The 19,232-nt window shown below is 44.8% G+C and carries 18 protein-coding genes; 4 read left to right on the forward strand and 14 right to left on the reverse strand.

Going from position 1 to position 19,232, the window contains the following annotated elements; translation table 11 throughout:
• Positions 1-78: 78 nt before the first annotated feature.
• From MHI51_RS20795 to leuC, 3 genes are all read right to left on the reverse strand, one after another.
• Positions 79-1,671: an N-acetylmuramoyl-L-alanine amidase family protein gene (locus MHI51_RS20795; RefSeq protein ID WP_342409987.1), complete on the reverse strand. Its 1,593-nt coding sequence runs from the start codon at positions 1,669-1,671 to the stop codon at positions 79-81.
• A gap of 186 nt (positions 1,672-1,857) precedes the next feature.
• Entirely contained in the window at positions 1,858-2,460 is a 603-nt protein-coding gene (leuD, locus tag MHI51_RS20800; RefSeq protein ID WP_076127570.1) for a 3-isopropylmalate dehydratase small subunit, read from the reverse strand.
• A 29-nt stretch (positions 2,461-2,489) separates the two neighbouring features.
• The gene (gene leuC, locus MHI51_RS20805) at positions 2,490-3,914 is read right to left on the reverse strand and encodes a 3-isopropylmalate dehydratase large subunit (protein ID WP_339244204.1); all 1,425 of its coding nucleotides are present in this window, start codon (positions 3,912-3,914) and stop codon (positions 2,490-2,492) included.
• A 655-nt stretch (positions 3,915-4,569) separates the two neighbouring features.
• Between leuC and MHI51_RS20810 the strand changes: the two genes are divergently transcribed.
• Positions 4,570-5,481 (forward strand): LysR family transcriptional regulator, encoded by a 912-nt coding sequence (locus MHI51_RS20810; RefSeq protein WP_076101451.1) that lies wholly within the window; start codon positions 4,570-4,572, stop codon positions 5,479-5,481.
• An 85-nt stretch (positions 5,482-5,566) separates the two neighbouring features.
• Here MHI51_RS20810 and MHI51_RS20815 read toward each other — a convergent pair whose 3' ends face one another.
• Positions 5,567-5,764: a hypothetical protein gene (locus tag MHI51_RS20815; RefSeq protein ID WP_076101453.1), complete on the reverse strand. Its 198-nt coding sequence runs from the start codon at positions 5,762-5,764 to the stop codon at positions 5,567-5,569.
• Between the two features lie 432 nt (positions 5,765-6,196).
• Between MHI51_RS20815 and proB the strand changes: the two genes are divergently transcribed.
• Genes proB through proC form a run of 3 tightly spaced genes read left to right on the forward strand, consistent with a single transcriptional unit; the run spans position 6,197 to position 9,503 of the window.
• The gene (gene proB / locus MHI51_RS20820; RefSeq protein ID WP_076101454.1) at positions 6,197-7,300 is read left to right on the forward strand and encodes a glutamate 5-kinase; all 1,104 of its coding nucleotides are present in this window, start codon (positions 6,197-6,199) and stop codon (positions 7,298-7,300) included.
• A gap of 36 nt (positions 7,301-7,336) precedes the next feature.
• The gene (locus MHI51_RS20825) at positions 7,337-8,584 is read left to right on the forward strand and encodes a glutamate-5-semialdehyde dehydrogenase (protein WP_076276716.1); all 1,248 of its coding nucleotides are present in this window, start codon (positions 7,337-7,339) and stop codon (positions 8,582-8,584) included.
• A gap of 49 nt (positions 8,585-8,633) precedes the next feature.
• Positions 8,634-9,503, forward strand: a complete 870-nt coding sequence (gene proC, locus MHI51_RS20830) for a pyrroline-5-carboxylate reductase (protein ID WP_076134661.1) — start codon at positions 8,634-8,636, stop codon at positions 9,501-9,503.
• Positions 9,504-9,554: 51 nt separating this feature from the next.
• On the opposite strand, the gene MHI51_RS20835 is transcribed toward proC, so the two are convergent.
• From MHI51_RS20835 to MHI51_RS20880, 10 genes are all read right to left on the reverse strand, one after another.
• Positions 9,555-10,280, reverse strand: coding sequence for a hypothetical protein (locus tag MHI51_RS20835; RefSeq protein WP_339244206.1), 726 nt, complete (start codon positions 10,278-10,280; stop codon positions 9,555-9,557).
• The gene (locus MHI51_RS20840; protein WP_076127557.1) at positions 10,277-11,383 is read right to left on the reverse strand and encodes a hypothetical protein; all 1,107 of its coding nucleotides are present in this window, start codon (positions 11,381-11,383) and stop codon (positions 10,277-10,279) included. The genes MHI51_RS20835 and MHI51_RS20840 overlap by 4 nt, the downstream gene beginning before the upstream one ends.
• 15 nt (positions 11,384-11,398) lie before the next feature.
• Positions 11,399-11,896, reverse strand: a complete 498-nt coding sequence (locus MHI51_RS20845) for a hypothetical protein (RefSeq protein WP_143761903.1) — start codon at positions 11,894-11,896, stop codon at positions 11,399-11,401.
• Positions 11,887-12,495: an RNA polymerase sigma factor gene (locus MHI51_RS20850; protein WP_176462568.1), complete on the reverse strand. Its 609-nt coding sequence runs from the start codon at positions 12,493-12,495 to the stop codon at positions 11,887-11,889. Before MHI51_RS20850 ends, MHI51_RS20845 begins: the two co-directional genes overlap by 10 nt.
• Before the next feature lie 71 nt (positions 12,496-12,566).
• Positions 12,567-13,319 (reverse strand): DnaD domain-containing protein, encoded by a 753-nt coding sequence (locus tag MHI51_RS20855; protein ID WP_076192183.1) that lies wholly within the window; start codon positions 13,317-13,319, stop codon positions 12,567-12,569.
• A gap of 31 nt (positions 13,320-13,350) precedes the next feature.
• Positions 13,351-14,649, reverse strand: coding sequence for an asparagine--tRNA ligase (gene asnS / locus MHI51_RS20860; protein ID WP_036676308.1), 1,299 nt, complete (start codon positions 14,647-14,649; stop codon positions 13,351-13,353).
• Between the two features lie 21 nt (positions 14,650-14,670).
• The gene (locus MHI51_RS20865; protein WP_036676305.1) at positions 14,671-15,879 is read right to left on the reverse strand and encodes an acetate/propionate family kinase; all 1,209 of its coding nucleotides are present in this window, start codon (positions 15,877-15,879) and stop codon (positions 14,671-14,673) included.
• The gene (locus MHI51_RS20870; RefSeq protein ID WP_036676304.1) at positions 15,876-16,748 is read right to left on the reverse strand and encodes a 3-hydroxyacyl-CoA dehydrogenase family protein; all 873 of its coding nucleotides are present in this window, start codon (positions 16,746-16,748) and stop codon (positions 15,876-15,878) included. The genes MHI51_RS20865 and MHI51_RS20870 overlap by 4 nt, the downstream gene beginning before the upstream one ends.
• A 133-nt stretch (positions 16,749-16,881) precedes the next feature.
• Complete coding sequence (locus MHI51_RS20875; RefSeq protein ID WP_076276715.1) at positions 16,882-18,384, reverse strand: AAA family ATPase; 1,503 nt, start codon at positions 18,382-18,384, stop codon at positions 16,882-16,884.
• Positions 18,377-18,919, reverse strand: a complete 543-nt coding sequence (locus tag MHI51_RS20880) for a hypothetical protein (RefSeq protein ID WP_076127549.1) — start codon at positions 18,917-18,919, stop codon at positions 18,377-18,379. Before MHI51_RS20880 ends, MHI51_RS20875 begins: the two co-directional genes overlap by 8 nt.
• Positions 18,920-19,232: the final 313 nt, after the last annotated feature.

A 19,232-nucleotide genomic window follows, 5' to 3' on the forward strand; every position in this document is an offset into this window, starting at 1 on the left:
CCTCTATTAGACGCTGGTAATCTATAAAGGTTGCGAATATATTCCATAAAAATTGAGAAATCTCACCAACCTCAAGTGTTAAAGCCCCAGATATTCCTTAATTCCGGCAACAATTTCTCTCGCTAATTTCTCTTGAAGCTGCTCACTATACATCGCCGATTCATTCCCTGAATTTGTAAGATATCCTACCTCTAGCAAGACTGCTGGCATTGTGGTTTCCCGTGTAACATGAAGGCTTTTCGTACGAATCCCGTTGTCTTTAAAACCAGTAGCGGCTAATAAATGCTTATGCATAATCTGAGCAAGCGGCAGACTATCACTGCGAGAATAATAGGTTTCACTGCCATTTATTTTATCTCTATTTGGATATCCAACCTCTAGCGAATTCGCGTGCACTGAAATAAAGAGATTCGCTTTAGCAGCCTCCGCAATTTTCACGCGATCCTGAAGCCCCAATGTAGCATCGTCAGTTCGAGTAAACACCACGTCAACTAATGTTTCCTGCGTTAACAGCGTTTGTACTTTGCGGATGACGGCCAGATTGAAGACTTTTTCCAGCTTTCCTGTGAGACTGACAGCTCCTGATTGAGTTCCACCATGACCCGCATCTAGAACTACAATTGGCTTACCTAACGTTCCATTAGCCCCTGTGGTGTTGCCTCCGCTGTTAGTTACATTCAAATCAATCGTAACCAGCCCGGTGCTTTCATCCGTACTAAGCTGGTACGGTTGATTTCCAACCGTTTGAATTACGAATCTGACAGTGGACGGACTCACACTGAACAGTGCATAACGGATCTCAGAAACGAGCGGGTAGCCGGCAACGTCCAGCTTACCTTGTGGACCGCCAGTGGTGGTAACACCCGTAAGACTTCCAATGAAATTCGGATCGAACGCAGCACCCGGAAAATCTACGACGATTCGATCAGGATTGCTCATTTTTGTAACGTTTGGCTTAGTAGCCCCCGACACAGCGATAATAAGTCGGTTCTCAGTGAATACTGCCCCGTTTACTAGAGGGCCTGTTGGAATTCCTGCTGTGCTTCCCGGTACCGTAGTTGTTTGTGGAACTGGTGTCGGGCTGGGTGAAGTTACTACACTGCCAGCCGTTGTCCCGTTGTCACTTCCCGGCGTAGCACTTGGAGTTGGAGCAGGTGTATTAGTTGCTGTTGGATTGGTAGTATTCCCCTCAGGTGTCATTGCAGGATTGCTAACTTGTCCACCTGTCAAATAGACGGTTTTATCAACATTATCCCAGCCCACCTTTAAGCCGAACTGCTCGCTTACGAAACGAATTGGAACGAGTACTGTGCCGCCACTCTGCTTAGGAGCTGCATTTAAATCAAATGTCACCCCATCTGCATCAGCTGTTTTCCGTCCTACCGCCAGCTCAATGCTTTTACCATCCTGGTGAACGGTTACTTTCCGGGTCTGCTGCTCCCATAACACCTCGAATCCAAGATTCTCTACTACCACTCTGACCGGAATCATAACGCTACCATTTACATTTTCGAGTTTAATTCCTTTTGGCAAAGCAAGTTCCTGATTGTCCATAATAATTCTGCCTGTGCTGCTACCAGCTGCGGCAGCTTCTTGTCCGGTGGATGTTAAAAATAATAAAGGCAGTAACAAAAGCAGCAATACACGAAGCCCAGCTCTTCTCATTCTCATTTTCCGCTCCTTCTGCAAGTAATAGATCCTAGATAAGTATTTAGACGACAGAAATCACCAAATGTTTCCTTAATGACCAATGAATATATCGATTATAGCAAAAAAACTTCTATTTCCGACACCCGGAAATAGAAGTTTTGCGTATTTTTTGTAAAGTTTAAGAATCAGACCAGTTATATCCTCTTTTTAAGAGAATAGCTTTGCAGCATGACGCTCTTCATAAGCAGCAATTTCATCCGCATGTTGAAGGGTCAAACCGATATCATCCAAGCCTTGCAGCAGGAATTGACGACGGTGCTCATCCAGATCAAAGCTGATGCTCAGTCCGAATTCATCTTGTAAAGCATTGTTCTCAAGATCAACTGTCAGCTTGTAGTCCTCATGCTCAGCTGTCCGTTTGAACAATTCATCCACTTGCTCTTCCGAAAGCTTAATCGGCAGAATGCCGTTCTTAAAGCAGTTATTGTAGAAGATATCCGCATAAGAAGGTGCAATTACAACTCTGAACCCGTAATCCATAATCGCCCATGGTGCATGCTCCCGAGAGGATCCACAGCCAAAGTTAGCGCGTGAGATCAGAACAGAAGCCCCTTGATAACGTGGTTTATTCATTTCGAAGGCTGGATTATCGTTACCTTCTTCATCAAAACGCCATTCATAGAACAAAAACTGTCCAAATCCCGTCCGTTCAATCCGTTTCAAAAACTGTTTTGGAATAATCGCATCCGTATCTACATTTACCCGGTCAACTGGTGCAACAATTCCTGTTAATTTTTTAAAAGCATCCATAGTTTTATCCTCCCGTGTTCTCTCTAGTTCTATGAGCTGACGGCTTCCGTCTTATAATTCCAATCACGTACATCAGTGAAACGACCTTTGATCGCAGCTGCGGCTGCCATAGCTGGAGATACAAGATGTGTACGTCCTCCGCGTCCTTGGCGTCCTTCAAAGTTACGGTTCGAGGTAGATGCACAGCGTTGTCCAGGCTGCAGAACATCCGGGTTCATGGCCAAGCACATGCTGCATCCCGCTTCACGCCATTCAAAGCCAGCGTCAGTAAAGACTTTATCAAGTCCTTCTTTCTCAGCCTGCATCTTAACACGACCCGAGCCTGGAACAACAATGGCAGTAACCTTTTCAGACACCTTATGACCTTTAGCTACCACTGCTGCAGCTCTCAAATCTTCGATCCGCCCGTTAGTGCAGGAACCGATAAATACATAATCGATCGGAATTTCAGAAATAGGTGTTCCAGGAGTCAAATCCATATATTCAAGCGCTTTTTCAGCAGCTTTACGTTCATTTTCAGTGGTGAAGTCCGCCGGATTCGGTACGCTGGAGTTGATGTCAGTACCCATACCCGGGCTAGTACCCCAGGTCACTTGTGGAATCAATGTTTCCACATCAAATTCAACAACCGTATCGTACTGGGCGCCCTCGTCGCTTACAAGACTCTTCCATCCTTCTACAGCAGCATCATAAGCTTCGCCTTGTGGTACGTATTGACGTCCACGCAGATAATTAAAAGTAGTTTCATCAGGGGCAATCAAGCCAGCTCTTGCTCCGCCTTCGATCGACATATTGCAGACAGTCATACGTTCTTCCATCGACAATTCACGAATAGCTTCGCCTGTATACTCAATTACATATCCTGTGGCAAAATCAGTACCGTACTTAGCAATAACACCAAGGATCATATCCTTTGCTGTTACGCCAGGGTTGCGTTTGCCTGTAAAGCGTACTTCCATAGTCTTAGCTTTGGATTGCTGCAAACATTGGGTAGCCATTACATGTTCAACTTCACTAGTTCCGATACCGAATGCCAGCGCGCCGAATGCACCATGCGTGGAGGTATGGCTGTCGCCGCAAACGATAGTTTTTCCAGGATGTGTCAAGCCGATTTCAGGACCCATTACGTGTACAACGCCTTGATCAATATCGTTCAGATCGAACAGTCTTACACCAAAATCAGCACAGTTCTTAGAAAGGGTATCAATTTGTTGTTTGGAGATTGGATCTTTAATGTTAAAACGATCTTTAGTTGGTACGTTATGATCCATCGTTGCGAAAGTCAGCTCAGGACGGCGAACCTTCCGGTTGCTGAGACGAAGACCTTCAAATGCCTGCGGAGAAGTAACTTCATGAACCAAATGCAGATCAATATAAATAATGCTAGGTTTACCTTCCTCTTGATGAATAACGTGATTCTCCCAAATCTTTTCAAACATTGTCTTGTTGCTCATAATTTCACCTCATTAATAGAATCGTTCATTGGAAGAGAGCGTGGAGTCTCTCTTGAATGATCTAAATATAACACCCCTGTCTTTATAATTCCAAGATATGATATCTATAAAAGTGATAGTCTGAACCTATAAGCTGAGTTAGGGTGTGTTGGAGGTATATTAGAGCGATGTGCAAGCGCGATGTGCAAGCAGGATGTGTTGGAGCGTTGCGCAAGCGCGATGTGTAGGAGCGATGTGCAAGCGCGATGTGTAGGAGCATTCAGTTGTATTTTGTACATCTATATTCCTGTGAATCATTCGTTAATGAATATAACTGTATTTTGTGCAGCTATTTTCTTGAATTATCGCCCTTTAGCTGACAACACTAGTTTTTAGTTGTATAGAATACACTTAAAACCAAAATGATCCCTTTTGCATACGAAATAGCTGTACAGAATGCAGTTATCTCTCATAGCTACCCTCAAGATCCGGCGTTAAAAATATACCGTGAGAGGATATCGGATACTTCGGTCAGTGTGGAAGGGTTACTCTCTTGAAATCAGGCTCAGCAAATCCTGGGGAGTGATGAAGTGAATGCTCTTTCGGGTTGCCTATACAAAACTATAATCCAATAGGATATACTTATAAGTAAATCATTTCCCTAAGGAGTCCATATATGGAACTGAGACAACTGCAGTATGTGCTGCAAATCGCAGCCGAAAAAAACTTCTCACGTGCAGCGGACAAGCTGCATATTGCCCAGCCCTCGCTCAGCCAGCAGCTTTCCAAACTGGAAAAAGAGCTCGGCGTAATGCTTTTTCAGCGTAATACCAGCTCAGTTGAGCTGACCTACGCAGGTTCTAAATTCGTTGAACAAGCCCAGATTATCATTGACGCAGTGGAGCTGCTGCGACAAGAGATGTCCGACATATCAGAACTGCGCACTGGACGTGTAGTTGTGGGCAGTATGCCGATTACAGGTGCACATCTTCTGCCGCATGTGCTTCCAGTTTTCAAACAAAATTATCCTGAGGTAGAAATTACGCTGCTAGAAGACTCGTCGATGAACCTAGAGAAGCTCACGGCAAGTGGTCAGACCGATTTAAGCCTGCTCTCCTTACCCCTCGAAATTCCTGCTCTAGCTTATGAAGAGCTTGGAGAGGAAAGAATTGATCTTGCCGTCCCTCCTGAACATCCGCTCGCTAAACGAATCTTAGATGGAACACGGACCTCACTTGAAGAGCTTAAGGACGAACCTTTCATCGTACTTAAGGAAGGTCAGGGCTTCCGCAAAATGACTGTGGAGCTGTGCCGGAAAGCCGGATTCGAGCCACGAATCGTTTTCGAGAGCAATAATATGGAAACCGTTCAATCCCTAGTGGCAACAGGTATGGGCGTGACTCTTGTTCCTCGTTTTATCGCTCGTGCACCGCGAAGTGAATTTGTTCCAGTCTACTTACCGCTCGCTGATCCAGTGCCTAGTCGTACGCTAGTTGTAGCATATCGACGCGGACGATATTTATCCAAGGCCGCAAAGGCTTTTGTAGAAACATTCAAATCAACCGTGTCTGAATTAACGGAAGAATAGAATATATACAAATAAAGTGCCCCAGTAACCATTCGCGTGGTTGCCGGGGCACTTTTTCAGGTAAACCTCTTTTAACAGTACTAGATTATTTACGCAAATTACGCTGTGTAATCAGGCGGTTCTGATCATCCGACACACGTGCTTTACTTGAATCAGCCAATCCCTTATCAACTGGAGCCCCGGTGTGCTCTTCCACAAATTCACGAGTCACACTATTCTGAAGCTCTGCTACTTCGTTTGAATCTTGATTCTGTCCCTGCTCGGCATTGTTGTCTTTAGTCAATTTAATCCACCTCCTGGTAACAGATTATAAGTTCTTTACCCCTTCTCTTTGAGGTTAAACATAATATATAGAGCTTTCTGCATGAAGAAATATATCCTACGTTTTCCCTTTGCAATGCAACCAGCTCCATGGTATTCTATTGAAAATAAGTGAAACGTGCAGACGGGACCAGTAAGAATGAGTCTAACCGCGCCTAGAGAGTAGATTCCGACAGGCTGAAAGAATTTACCGCGGTTTTCGTTCCGAATCCTACCCCCGAGCGGCCTGTGTCTAACAGGACGGATCCTCCCGTTATGAGAATGAAGTCGGATGATCCCTCATCAATGAAGGTGGTACCGCGGAAGTTTATAAGCTTTCGTCCTTTGCTAAGTCTAAGGATGGGGGCTTTTTGTTGTTTTCAGGACTTAATAAACGAAGAGGATGTGGACAGAAATGACGACGCGAATCGTGGTCAAAATAGGCAGCAGCTCGCTGACCGGACCCGAGGGCGGTTTGAATCGTGAAGCAGTCTCCTTTTTTGCCTCAGAGATTGCCGAGTTGAAGAAAAACGGCTGTGAGGTGTTGTTAGTAACCTCTGGTGCGGTAGCCGCAGGCTTCCGCAGTATCGGTTATCCAGCACGTCCGAAGCTGCTACATGAGAAGCAGGCCGCTGCGGCTGTGGGTCAGGTACTGCTGATGCAGGCTTATCAGGAAGCTTTTGCCCAGCATGGAATTACTACCGCGCAAATATTGCTGACTCGCACCGATTTCTGCAGCCGCAGAGCCATGAATAACGCTATGATGACTGTAGAAGAGCTACTTCGCCAAGGAGCGGTGCCCGTATTTAACGAGAATGACACTGTCTCCGTAGATGAACTGAAATTTGGCGATAATGATACCCTCTCTGCGCTCGTAGCCAACCTGTTAAAAGCCTCTAGACTGCTTGTCTTAACCGACATGGATGGTTTATACAGTGGAGATCCCCGCAAGCATCCGGATGCTGTCCGTTATCAGTTCGTAGATGACATTACACCAGAGATATATGCTATTGCTGGTGGAGCTGGCTCTAGTGTTGGAACAGGCGGTATGCGATCCAAAATCGATGCGGCCAAGATTGCTACTCGGGGTGGTGTTCCTGTCTTTGTCGGGAGAGCCACCGAACCTGGTGATTTACAGCTTGCTGCAACGGGAGAAGGCAGGGGCACTTATTTTGCAACGAAGCTATCCTCTCTTCCCGTCAAAAAACAATGGTTAGGCTTTATGTCTACCCCTCTCGGCTCCCTATACGTGGACGAAGGGGCTGTAGAAGCTTTGCTACATGGCGGACACAGCCTGTTGCCTGTAGGCGTCAAACAGACAGAAGGTAGTTTTCACGCAGGAGATGTTGTAGAAGTCCTTGGACCCGACTCCAAATTGCTTGGACGTGGGATTGTAAATTACGATGATGCTCAGCTGCGCAGCATTCAAGGTCTGCCAAGCCGTGAAATTGTACCGAAGCTGGGAGAAGTACACCGGCTTGAGGTCATTCACCGTGACGAATGGATTACACTGAGATAAGCATTTTTTTCAATTCAAATATAGGGAGGAAACGTCATGAGTGAAGTTATTAATAAGAGTAAATTAGCCAAGGAGACAACAGGAGTTCTAGCAAGCTTAACAACTGGCCAGAAGAATGAAGCACTGCTGGTCATGGCCGATGCACTTCGCCGCGAAGCTCCCGCCATTATCACCGCCAATGCGGAGGATTTGGAACGAGGAAGACTTAATGGAACTCCGGAATCCATGCTCGACCGGCTGGCATTAGATGTTGACCGGATTAACAGCATTGCCGAAGGCTTGCAACAAATCGCTGTATTACCGGACCCTATCGGTGACACGCTAGAAAGCATTGAACGTCCTAACGGCCTCAACATCCAGAAGCTGCGTGTTCCGATTGGTGTGATCGGCATCATCTACGAAGCACGTCCCAATGTTACTGTTGATGCTGCGGGTCTATGTCTCAAAACCGGCAACGCTGTTGTGCTGCGCGGGGGGTCCTCTGCCCTGTCCTCCAACCGTAAAATTGTCGAGGTTCTGCACAATGCTCTTGCTGAAACCTCAATGCCGCCTAACGCGCTTCAGCTGATTGAAGACCCAAATCGTTCTTCAGTAGATGAAATGCTAAAGCTGAACGGACTTTTAGATGTGATTATCCCGCGCGGAGGCAGCTCTCTTATTCAAAATGTAGTCCTTAACGCAACCGTTCCCGTAATTGAAACTGGAGCAGGCATCTGCCATACTTATCTCGATGCAACTGCCTTGCCAGAAATGGCACAGAACATTAGTTTAAATGCCAAAGCTCAGCGCCCTTCGGTATGTAACTCTATGGAAACACTACTCGTTCATCAGGATTACGCGAGCAAATATCTGTTATCCTTAGCCGAAGCATTCCGTGAGGTTCATGTAGAACTTCGTGGCTGTCAACAAACCATCTCTCTTGTCCCATGGGTATTACCTGCAACCGTAGAAGACTACGCTACAGAATACAATGATTATATCCTTAATATTAGAATCGTCAGTGATTTGGAAGAAGCTATGCAGCATATCGCCCAGTATGGCACGAAACATTCGGAATGTATCGTAACAGAAGATCAGGAGAACTCCACACGCTTTTTACAAGAAGTGGATGCTTCCGCTGTTTATCACAATGCCTCAACCCGCTTCACGGATGGCTTTGAATTTGGATTCGGTGCAGAGATTGGTATTAGTACCCAGAAACTCCACGCTCGTGGCCCGATGGGTCTGCCTGCACTAACTTCAACCAAATATAAGATCTACGGAACGGGACAAATTCGGGGTTAGTATACACGTTTAAGTATTCTATCACACAACTTTTAGGAGGATTTTAGCCATGTGTCAGCAACCTTCAGTTCCACTCATGAATCATAATATTGTTTTTTATGGCGCAGGCTCCATGGCAGAAGCCATCGTTCGCGGGATGATTAGCCGCAATATCGTGAAGTCCGATAATGTCATCATGCTCAATCGCAGCAGCAGTGAACGTCTGGCAGAATTAAAAAGCCGTTATGGTGTAATAGGCACAAATGATCCCGAACAAAAAATAGAATACCTACGTAACGCACCAGTAATAGTACTGGCAATGAAACCTAAAGATGCTGCAGAATCCTTACGCGGACTAGGCCCGCTTCTTTCTCCGGATCAGATTGTAGTTTCTGTCATTGCAGGTCTATCTATTCGAACCATGCAAGGTCTACTTGGCAAAGCACAGCCTATTGTTCGCACAATGCCTAACACCTCCAGTTCCATCGGTCTGGGTGCCACTGGTCTAGCCTTCTCCAAAGAAGTAGACGAAAGAGGCCGTCGCCTTGCTCTTAATATCTTTGAGGCTGTCGGGCTTACAACAGTCATTGATGAGGAACGTATGGAAACCTTGACCGGAATTTCAGGCAGCGGGCCTGCGTATATCTATTACATGATGGAAGCCATGATCGCCGCTGGTATCCGTGGTGGGCTGCCACTTGATCAAAGCACCGAATTAACTGTTCAAACTGTGCTGGGAGCTGCCCGAATGGTACAACAGACGGGAGAAGAACCCGCAGCACTTCGTAAGAAGGTTACTTCCCCTAACGGTTCAACACAAGCAGCTATAGAAGTGCTTGAACGAGGGGAATTCTTTGAAACTGTGATTGCTGCCGTTAACCGATGTGCCGAGCGCTCACGTGAAATGGGTGCTGCCCTAGAGAAAGAGCTTCGTTCTTAACCAAAAAAAGATCGCAGCCCATCCCCTCATCGGGTGGGAAGCGATCTTTTTTTACCTTGTTACAACATTTCCATAATTATCTCTTACGATTACCTTTAGATTTACAGGAGCCGCAACGGTCACGTTCAACGCATTCCTGGAGTTATCGAATACTAGATGTCTAGGTATGTCTCCTAAGATAACGTAAAATGTGTCTCCGACTTGCTTAGTTTGCAACAGCCGCTTCTCTTGCTCTTGCTTGAGTTGCCCTTCTGCCGTGGAATAACTCCCAAATACATTCAACTCGTTCCCAGCCGTTCGATCAACCATAATTCCATAAGGTTCGGCAGCCTGGATTATAAGTGTACCTACACCCTGTGGAACATTCCCCTTCCATTCCGGCAAGGAATAATTCTCCTCCGTAGATGAGATCACATGTCTAAGTTCCTGTGTTAATCCTAAAGAGCTGACTCCTGCGAATACTAAACAGCACACTGCCAGAAATCCGACGAACAGAACACTTAGCACATCATAGTACATTTTCCCTTTACCACGGAACCATAAGGTGTAAATTACAATTTCTAAACCAAGTAAGATAAAAATGAGCGGCCACCAAGCAAGCGTTGTCTCGAACACATCCGCTCCTTTCCACTGCGAAACCATTATTAATGCCCCGAGAAATAAAAGGCTCAGTCCCATCGACAACGTACCTACACGCCAACTTCTAGATTTCCCTTCGTTCACTGGAAACTCGCTAGTTACCATGACTCCCGGCTCTACTTCTATTGGATTATTCAAGATTGACCCCCCGCCCCTTTTCTACCTTTATTATTCTTACTTCCAGTCATCAGCTTCACCCCTCCACCAATCAATAACACGGATACGACAATGGTCTTAAAATATTCATTTACGCGATATTCCAGCCGCCATTCTGGAAATCTGATATCGATGGCAGGAACTGCGACATTCACAACAATAAAGTATAATCCGAGGCACATCAGGACTGCTCCGAGCCAGCCTTGATGATTTAAGAAACCTTCGATAACCGGCTTATCCTGCAAAGGTTCACGTCCATATCGGCTAACTAACTGTAAGCCATCGAATAAGCTATAGAACCAAATGACCGGGATAAGGAAAAAGAGCAATGTTAACCGCAATAGATCCATGACATAAATACTTCCTAAGAAAAGAAGCATGAGCTGGAGCCCTCTTTTTTGCAGTCCCAGATACATCTGTCCAGCACCAGGAAATGCGGATAGTAATGTCGCTAATACTTTGCTGCGTCGTCCTTCCTCACGTCCAGCCTCCATCTCTTCGAATAATGTGCGGTCAACAAGCATTTCTCCTGCTTGTTTACGATGGATCAACTGAACTGCATCAAACATGCAATACAGCCAAATTACTGGCAATACTCCAAACAGCAGCAAAAATGCATCACTCGAAGTAATTCCAGCCAAGAATAACATAACGGTCATGAATCCGAAAAATGAAATCAGAAAGGATAGTCCACGCTGCATCAGCCCCATATGAAAATGACCCAATCCAGGAATGAAAGACAATAAGATGACATGCACACGTTCATTATCCTCCGTCTTTACGGGCATAGTAGAACTAAAATCCAGCATTGATCCATCAGGTGCTACAATTGGAGTGGGCATTTGCAGTAATTTAATCACCAGATGAATCATCGAAAGGATCCATAGAAGTAAGAATCCGATCACGCCCAATGCCAGAATTCCCTCATCCCCTTCCGCCATAGCGATTAAGAATGACATAAATAACACACCAAAGCTTAGCAAAAAATAAACAATCCCTTGTGGGCGTCTTCCCATATAATAATGACCTGCTCCAGGAATCATATTAAGAAAAAGACCCTTAATTTTATTACGCTGCTGTTGCATTGTTCATTTCTCCTCTCATTTCTGTCTTCCGTCCATAATCCGGCTCAACCATCCGCTGGTGGCTTGCATGAATTGTTCGCTATAAGATGGCGAATTCTCTTTCTTAGGGACAACAAGCTCCATTTCACCCGTGAGTAACTTATCAAACATCCCGGAAGACATAATCAACAGCGTTAACGAAGCAGCAACGGCATAATGAAAGATTGTTTTTTCATACCAGCGATAACGCCGTGATCCTTCTTCTTGCCCCGCTACTTCTTCTATGACTACTGAAGATCTCACCGTAGCCACCCAATCTCCCATAACTCTCTCTGTAAAAACAGACGAATTCTCCAATGAAGGCAGATCCTCCTTTAGCTCATCCAGCATCTCCATATATGAAACAAATATGTCTTCATCCTCGAGCAGCATTTGTTCCCATTCTTCTCGTTCTATACTATCTTCTTGCCCTTCAAGATAAGCTTTTGCCTGCTCGCGGCGAATTAAGTTTTCTCCACTCTTCATCATAGCCATTCGTCCTCCTTCCAATGTTTTCGCATCCATTGTCTCGCCCTATATAGTCTGGACTCCACCGTCTTCAGAGTAATTTCATTTTCAGCAGCAATTTGCTCATATTTTTTATTTTCCAGATAATAAGCCACCATAATTTCCCGATGACCCTCCGGTAAATTGTTGATCTCACCCGACAGACGATTCATCCGGTCACGACGGACAACAGTGGCTAGTACATCCTCCTCATTAGAAGGTGTCTGGCTCAGCACAAGCTCATAGTCAACAGGTAACTCTCGTAGCCGATCACGTTTACGTTTGGCATCAATAGCCTTATTTAAGGCGATCCGCGTAATCCATGATTTTAAGCCTTGATAACGGTAGTCAGGGAGAGATTTATACATCTGAAGAAAAGCTTCCTGAGCAGCGTCTTCAGCCCCTTTGACTTCACGTAATACAGAATAGGTGATTTTGTATATATGCTGACTGTATGTATTTACAAACTGACGAAACGCATCTTCGTCTCCTTGGCAAATCCGCTTGATTAATAGCTCTTCCTCAATGACTCTCCCCTCCTTCCCACAGCAATAGACGCTGAGTTCTTCGCCTACCCCTGCACTTATCTAAAAAAATAAAAAAAGAACCGTACAGACTCTAGCAATAGCTAAAGCAATACGGTTCTCTCCTAAACGATCTATCTTCCACCATTGCGGAATTTTTGTGTATATGTCTTAACATCCTGAGCGTTCTTGACCCGGTTACGGGCCCATTCCAGCAATATCCGGTCGATATAACGAAAATGAACCTTCCCCGCAAATACGGATTCCTTGAGTGCTAACAGAATCAGCTCCTCAGGATATCGGTCTTGATCCACCCAGCTGGAAATCGTCTCACATTCCATTGGAGACAGCGGGCGCCCGAATTCCTTCTCGAAAATACTGAATAGATTCCGGCTTTCCTCTTTATCTCCAAGAGAAGAAGGAGATATGGGGGGAGTTCCGAATCCTCCACCTGACGCAGCAGCCCGGGGAGCTGATGTTGCATATGCCCCCTTGTCCTTATCTTGCTCATTTTCTTGTACAGCTGTCGCAAGATAAGCACCTAGCTTTCCATATAGCCCTGAGAAATTGTAGCGTTCATAATGGATATCTCTTAGCTCATCGTTGTCTCCATCGATGCTAATGAAACCCTCCTTCATGAGCTTCTGCAATTCTCCGGCCAGAACGGAAATGCTACGACCAGTTACGACCTGAAGCTCCTCCAGAGAAGGGAACTCAATCCCTTCCACTTGCCTGAAGGAGAGCAGATGAATCAGCAGCATGGCTTCACTTCCGCTTAAATTCAGCTTCCGGTAATACTTCAGTAAAGCGTAAGGTATGACGGCCATTCCGTTCTCCAGACCGAAGGAGACGCCTTCGCTCCAGGTACTCCATGTCTTGCCGTCCATGTGCTTCCCCCTTTGTTCAAATCCTAAGAACTTATGGGTAGAGGCGGTACAGTGTACGTGGGAATGGAATAGTCTCACGTACATGGTCAAGACCACAGATCCAAGCTACAGTACGCTCAAGCCCAAGTCCAAAACCGGAGTGAGGTACAGATCCGTAAGTACGCAGATCCATGTACCATTTATAAGAATCCATCGAAAGATTGTGCTCTTTATAACGCTCTTCAAGCAGCGCAGGATCATCGATCCGCTGTGAACCCCCAATAATCTCTCCATAACCTTCAGGAGCGATCATATCAGCACACAGTACGACTTCAGGACGATTTGGATCCGGCTTCATGTAGAACGCTTTGAATGAAGCAGGATAATGAGTAATAAATACAGGTTTATCGTATGCTTCAGCGATTGCTGTTTCATGAGGTGCACCAAAATCATCACCCCAAGCAATATCTTCAAAGCCTTTATCATTCAAGAACTTGATCGCATCGTCATAAGTAATGCGTGGGAATGGTGCTTTGATATTCTCCAGCTTGGAAATATCGCGGCCTACCGCTTCCAACTCCGCACGGCAATTCTTCAATACGGATTGCACTACGAAGCTAATAAACTCTTCCTGAACCTTCAAGCTTTCTTCATGATCTGTGAAGGCCATTTCCGGCTCGATCATCCAGAACTCGATCAAGTGGCGACGAGTCTTAGATTTCTCCGCACGGAAGGTGGGTCCAAAGGAATATACACGGCCCAGTGCCATAGCTGCAGCTTCCATGTACAATTGTCCGCTTTGGGTCAGGTAAGCATCCTCATCGAAGTATTTCGTGTGGAACAAGTTAGTAGTTCCCTCTGCTGACGTTGGCGTCAGAATCGGAGGATCCACCTTTGTAAATCCGCTCTCGTTGAAGAACTGTTGGATTGCCCGGATAATCTCCGCACGAATAACCAGAACAGCCCGCTGCTTCGAGGCACGGAGCCAGAGGTGACGGTGATCCATCAAGAAATCAACGCCATGCTCTTTCGGAGTAATTGGATAATTCTCTGTAAGGTGCAGAACTTCAATTCCGGTAACAGTCATTTCAAAACCGGATTGACTGCGAGGCTCCTCACGAATAATACCGGTCACATACAATGAGCTTTCCTGTGTGAGGCTCTTAGCTGCATCCCATACCTCTTCAGGCACTTCTGATTTCACTACAACTCCCTGAATATAACCTGTACCATCGCGAAGCTGCAGGAACTGAATTTTACCACTGGAGCGCTTGTTGTTTACCCAACAACCGATAACAACACTTTCTCCAACATGTTCATTCACGTTCTTGATTACACTCTTGTTAGCCATGCCTTCAATCTCTCCTCTAATTTAGCCGTTAATTCCTTGCACAATACGGTTTGTATCACGTGCGATGACAAGTTCTTCGTTAGTCGGAACTACAAGCACCTGCACTTTGGAATCTACCGTAGAGATACGACGCGGGTCGCCGGAGCGAACTTTATTAGCTTCAACATCCAACTCAATACCCAGGAACGTAAGGTTATTTAGCAGTTTCTCACGTAGCAATGAAGCATTTTCACCAACACCAGCAGTGAATACGATAGCATCTACACCGTTCATAGCAGCCGCATAAGAACCGATATACTTGCGCAAGCGGTACTCATACATTTCAAAAGCTAGCGTGGAATTAGGCTCACCTTTTTCCATACCCTCAATAATATCACGCATATCACTGCTTACGCCCGAAATTGCTAGAAGTCCACTATGTTTGTTCAACATGGAGTTAACTTCTCCTACGGACAATTCTTCCTTGTTCATCACGTAAGGTACAATTGCTGGATCAAGATCACCACTGCGAGTCCCCATCATCAAACCTTCCAGAGGAGTCATACCCATGGAAGTATCCACAGACACTCCATCTTGAACTGCAGTTACACTACCTCCGTTACCGATATGACAAGTAATGATCTTCAGATCTTCCAACGGACGCTCCAAGTACTCCGCAGCAGCTTTGCTTACGAAGTCGTGTGATGTACCGTGTGCGCCATAACGACGAACTTTATATTTATTGTACAGTACTCTAGGAATCGCGTACATATAAGCTTTTTCAGGCATTGTTTGATGGAATGCAGTATCGAATACAACAACCTGCGGTACACCCGGCATATTTACTTCAGAAGCCGTAATCCCCATCATTGCTGCTGGGTTATGCAGGGGTGCAAGGTCAAACAATTGACGAATTTTAGTCTTGGCATCAGCGTCCACAAGTGCGGAAGCTTTGAAGAATTCACCACCATGTACTACACGGTGACCCACAGCATTGATTTCTTTAATGGATTCAATAACGCCATGCTCTTTATCCGTTAGGCAAGCTAGAACTTTACGAATCGCTGTGTTATGCTCCAAAATTTCACTTACTTCTGTTACTTCAGCTTTACCAGTAGGTTTATGGTTCAGAATGGAGGAATCCATCCCGATACGTTCCACCAAACCTTTAGCCAAAACGGATTCATCAGCCATATTGTACAATTGATATTTTAAAGAAGAACTACCGGAGTTAATTACTAGAATATTCATATACGGTCACCATCCTTGTCGTACTGGAAGAAGCCTTCGCCTGATTTCATACCCAATTGTCCTGCACGCACCATCTTCTTAAGGATCGTGGAAGGACGATATTTCAGCTCACCATATTCACGGAACATATTTTCGAGTGCAGCAAGAACCGAATCCAGACCAAATCTGTCAGCCATTTCAAGCGGTCCATATTGGAATTGATAACCAATACGCATAGCATCGTCAATATCCTGTGCGGAGGCAACGCCCTCTTGCAGTACATGCATAGCTTCGTTGATAAACAAGCAAATGAGGCGTGATGTTACAAATCCTGGGGATTCATAAATCATTACACCTTTTTTCTCAACAATTTCATCAACAAAGGATTTTGTATCTTCAAAAGTAGCATCTGAAGTTTTCAGACCGCGTACAATTTCAACAAGATCCACTTTAGCTACAGGGTATATGAAATGCATTCCGATCACGCGTTCCGGATACATTGTAGAACTTGCAAGTTCAGTCAAGCTAAGTGTTGACGTATTGCTGGCAAGAATAATGTGGTTTGGACATACTTGATCCAGTTGATTCAATATTTTTTTCTTTTCTTCTAAATCCTCAACGATTGTTTCGATAACCATGTCACAAGAGCTCAGCTCTGCGAAATGTGTCACTTTTTGAATGCGGCTAAGAATCAGCTTTTTCTCAGCTTGAGTGATCGCCCATTTCTCCAGTTGCTTATCTAGACTTGTCTCGATCATTTCGTAGGAGTAGTCCAGTTTCTCAGGGGTTTTCTCCACCAGCAATACATCCAGGCCCTTGGCTGCCAGCATTTCGGCAATCCCTTGTCCCATTGTGCCACCGCCGATGACACCAATTTTCTTGAAATTCATAAAAAAGTCTCCATCCTTTCAGGTATCTATACTTTTGTATTGTACCTTGTCTGTCGCAAAAATTTATAAAGCCCGACATATAATGATATCTTAGCATGCCTGAAAAGTAAAAAAAAATAACCAGCATAAATATTTATGCTGGTAAACGCACGCTGTCACGAAATTGACATCGAAATTGCTCTCCAGAGAGCACTTCTTCCTTCATTAAAATGTCAAGGGAGTAATCAAATACATTTCGTTGCTTTTCAAGGTGGTCGTGAGTACGTACCATCAATTCATCCAATATTTTACTGTTTTCCTTCATAAGCTCTTCAGTGGTAACCATTTCCAACTTGGCGATACCCAACGAAGTCAATCCGGATTTCATCATGGTTTCGACAATATTCAGGGCCTGATCAAAATCGCCACGCGAACCTGTGCTTCGTCCGCCATAATACATTTCTTCTGCAGCCGCTCCACCAAGTGCGATCATAATCTGATCTTCTAGATAATCTTTGGTGTACAAATACTGCTCTTGCTGAGGATTGTGACGTACATAACCAAGGGCTTGCCCCCGCGGAGTCAGCGTAACCTGACTAACACTTCCCGGACGAAGCAGTTCTGCCATAATGGCATGTCCCAATTCGTGGATTGCCACCCGTTTTTTCTCTTCGTGGTTAGTTTCTCTGTCCGTTTTTTCCCCCATCATAACCTTGTCAATCGCCATCGACAGATGCCGCTGCTCAACCTCTGTCAATTCCTCACGCATCATATAAATTGCTGCCTCATTCATAACACTTTCGAGCTGAGCACCGGAAAAACCATAGGCTTCTTCGGAAATTTTGTCGAGGTTCACATTGGCATGAAGCGGCTTATTTTTGGCATGTAATTCGAGAATCGATCTGCGGCCTTTTTTATCAGGCATGTCCACTTGAATATGACGGTCAAACCGGCCAGGACGCAGCAATGCTGAATCAAGCATTTCTTTACGGTTAGTGGCTGCTACCAGTAGAATGCGTGGTGTTTCGTTGTTATAGATCCCGTCCATCTCAGTCAACAGCTGATTCAAGGTCTGATCATATTCTCGTTGCTGTCCGCCTTCACGCTTACCGCCAATTACGTCAATTTCATCTATGAAAATAATAGCGCTTTGCTTGTTTTCCTTAAGGGCGCGGGTACGGGCATCCTTAAACAAATCGCGGATACGGCCGGCACCGACACCTACGTACATTTCTACAAACTCACTGCCTGATGCTGCAACAAATACAGAGTTCGTATAATGTGCTGCTGCTCTAGCCATAAGGGTCTTACCTGTTCCTGGAGGGCCTGTAAGCAGAATCCCTTTCAAAGGCCGAATCCCGAATTTGCTGATTTCCTCATGCCGGATCAAAAAATCCAACGCTTCACGAAGCTCCTGTTTTGCATTGTCTTGCCCGCCAATTTCTTCAAAAGTAAGCTTTGAAGGTCCATCCTTCTTGCGTTTCTTCCCGGCACCTGCATTTACCGCAAGTCCGCCTCTTAAATGAGCAATGATAAGTAAAGCCGTGAGCATCCCAGCAGCAATTACAATCGGGAATATATTAATGCCTAGAAAAGCCATGAAAATAAACAAGACAGGAACAAATCCGATTAGAATTTCTTTAAGGTATTTAGGCATTATTCCATACCCCCAATGTCGCAGGTTTTCGCGGCAAAATAATAAATTTGCTTTCTTTTCCATTACTCAAGCTTACATAGACATTATTGTCGTCAATTTCTGTTGAGGCTATCACATTTTTATATTGCGGATATTGCGCTTTGAGTCCATCAAGTTCTGTGGGTATAAGTGTATATTTACGGCTCTCCATGGCTTCAGCTACAGAGAACATCGCTTTATCCCAGTATTCATCCAGCAATTCACTGGAGTTCTGTTCTACATCAAGTTTTAGTGTACGTCCATCAATCATCGATTTTCCTTCTTGGGAGACGTACTGAACCAGCTCACGTAATTTCGTGCCTGGCTGGAGATCAAGTTTCAAAGTGACCTCATTGCGGTTAATACTGATATGAGAATTATTGACGCCCTCATATTGAGATACAATCTTCTGAAGTGGTTCCTGCATTGCAAACTGACGATACAAAAAGAAGCCACCAAACAATAGAGTAGCCGACAGTAGAGACGTTATCAGCACAGGTACAAGACGTAATTTCAAGAAACGTCCTCCTCTCAAAGATGACAAAATATAAAGCTCATTATAATAATTTATAGCTACTTGAGAGCTCATCAGAGAGACTGAAGTCTCTTATTGCTGTTCTAATTACAAGTAGTAGTATATCACAGGTGTATATACTAATTTCAAAATAAATGTGAATATATTTAAAATTTAATTTTTTAAATATTTCCATCAATACCAAATAAATTCCTCACTTTCGACAAAACCGGCCTTGATTTTTAATCAATCGGCCTATTTTCGTATGTGAATTTAAGAGAATATTCGATGATAACCACCCATTCAGTATATCACT

The sequence above is a fragment of the Paenibacillus sp. FSL H8-0260 genome (genome assembly GCF_045040625.1).
GTDB classification, from domain to species: Bacteria; Bacillota; Bacilli; order Paenibacillales; family Paenibacillaceae; genus Paenibacillus_AQ; species Paenibacillus_AQ odorifer.

Bases quoted from the DNA above. Each gene is read 5' to 3' on its own strand.
- proC (WP_076134661.1), top strand. From the start codon at position 8,634: ATGTGTCAGCAACCTTCAGTTCCACTCATGAATCATAATATTGTTTTT.
- leuD (WP_076127570.1), bottom strand. From the start codon at position 2,460: ATGGATGCTTTTAAAAAATTAACAGGAATTGTTGCACCAGTTGACCGG.
- leuC (WP_339244204.1), bottom strand. From the start codon at position 3,914: ATGAGCAACAAGACAATGTTTGAAAAGATTTGGGAGAATCACGTTATT.
- MHI51_RS20825 (WP_076276716.1), top strand. From the start codon at position 7,337: ATGAGTGAAGTTATTAATAAGAGTAAATTAGCCAAGGAGACAACAGGA.
- MHI51_RS20840 (WP_076127557.1), bottom strand. From the start codon at position 11,383: ATGCAACAGCAGCGTAATAAAATTAAGGGTCTTTTTCTTAATATGATT.
- proB (WP_076101454.1), top strand. From the start codon at position 6,197: ATGACGACGCGAATCGTGGTCAAAATAGGCAGCAGCTCGCTGACCGGA.
- MHI51_RS20795 (WP_342409987.1), bottom strand. From the start codon at position 1,671: ATGAGAATGAGAAGAGCTGGGCTTCGTGTATTGCTGCTTTTGTTACTG.
- MHI51_RS20865 (WP_036676305.1), bottom strand. From the start codon at position 15,879: ATGAATATTCTAGTAATTAACTCCGGTAGTTCTTCTTTAAAATATCAA.
- asnS (WP_036676308.1), bottom strand. From the start codon at position 14,649: ATGGCTAACAAGAGTGTAATCAAGAACGTGAATGAACATGTTGGAGAA.
- MHI51_RS20845 (WP_143761903.1), bottom strand. From the start codon at position 11,896: ATGGCTATGATGAAGAGTGGAGAAAACTTAATTCGCCGCGAGCAGGCA.
- MHI51_RS20855 (WP_076192183.1), bottom strand. From the start codon at position 13,319: ATGGACGGCAAGACATGGAGTACCTGGAGCGAAGGCGTCTCCTTCGGT.
- MHI51_RS20875 (WP_076276715.1), bottom strand. From the start codon at position 18,384: ATGCCTAAATACCTTAAAGAAATTCTAATCGGATTTGTTCCTGTCTTG.
- MHI51_RS20870 (WP_036676304.1), bottom strand. From the start codon at position 16,748: ATGAATTTCAAGAAAATTGGTGTCATCGGCGGTGGCACAATGGGACAA.
- MHI51_RS20810 (WP_076101451.1), top strand. From the start codon at position 4,570: ATGGAACTGAGACAACTGCAGTATGTGCTGCAAATCGCAGCCGAAAAA.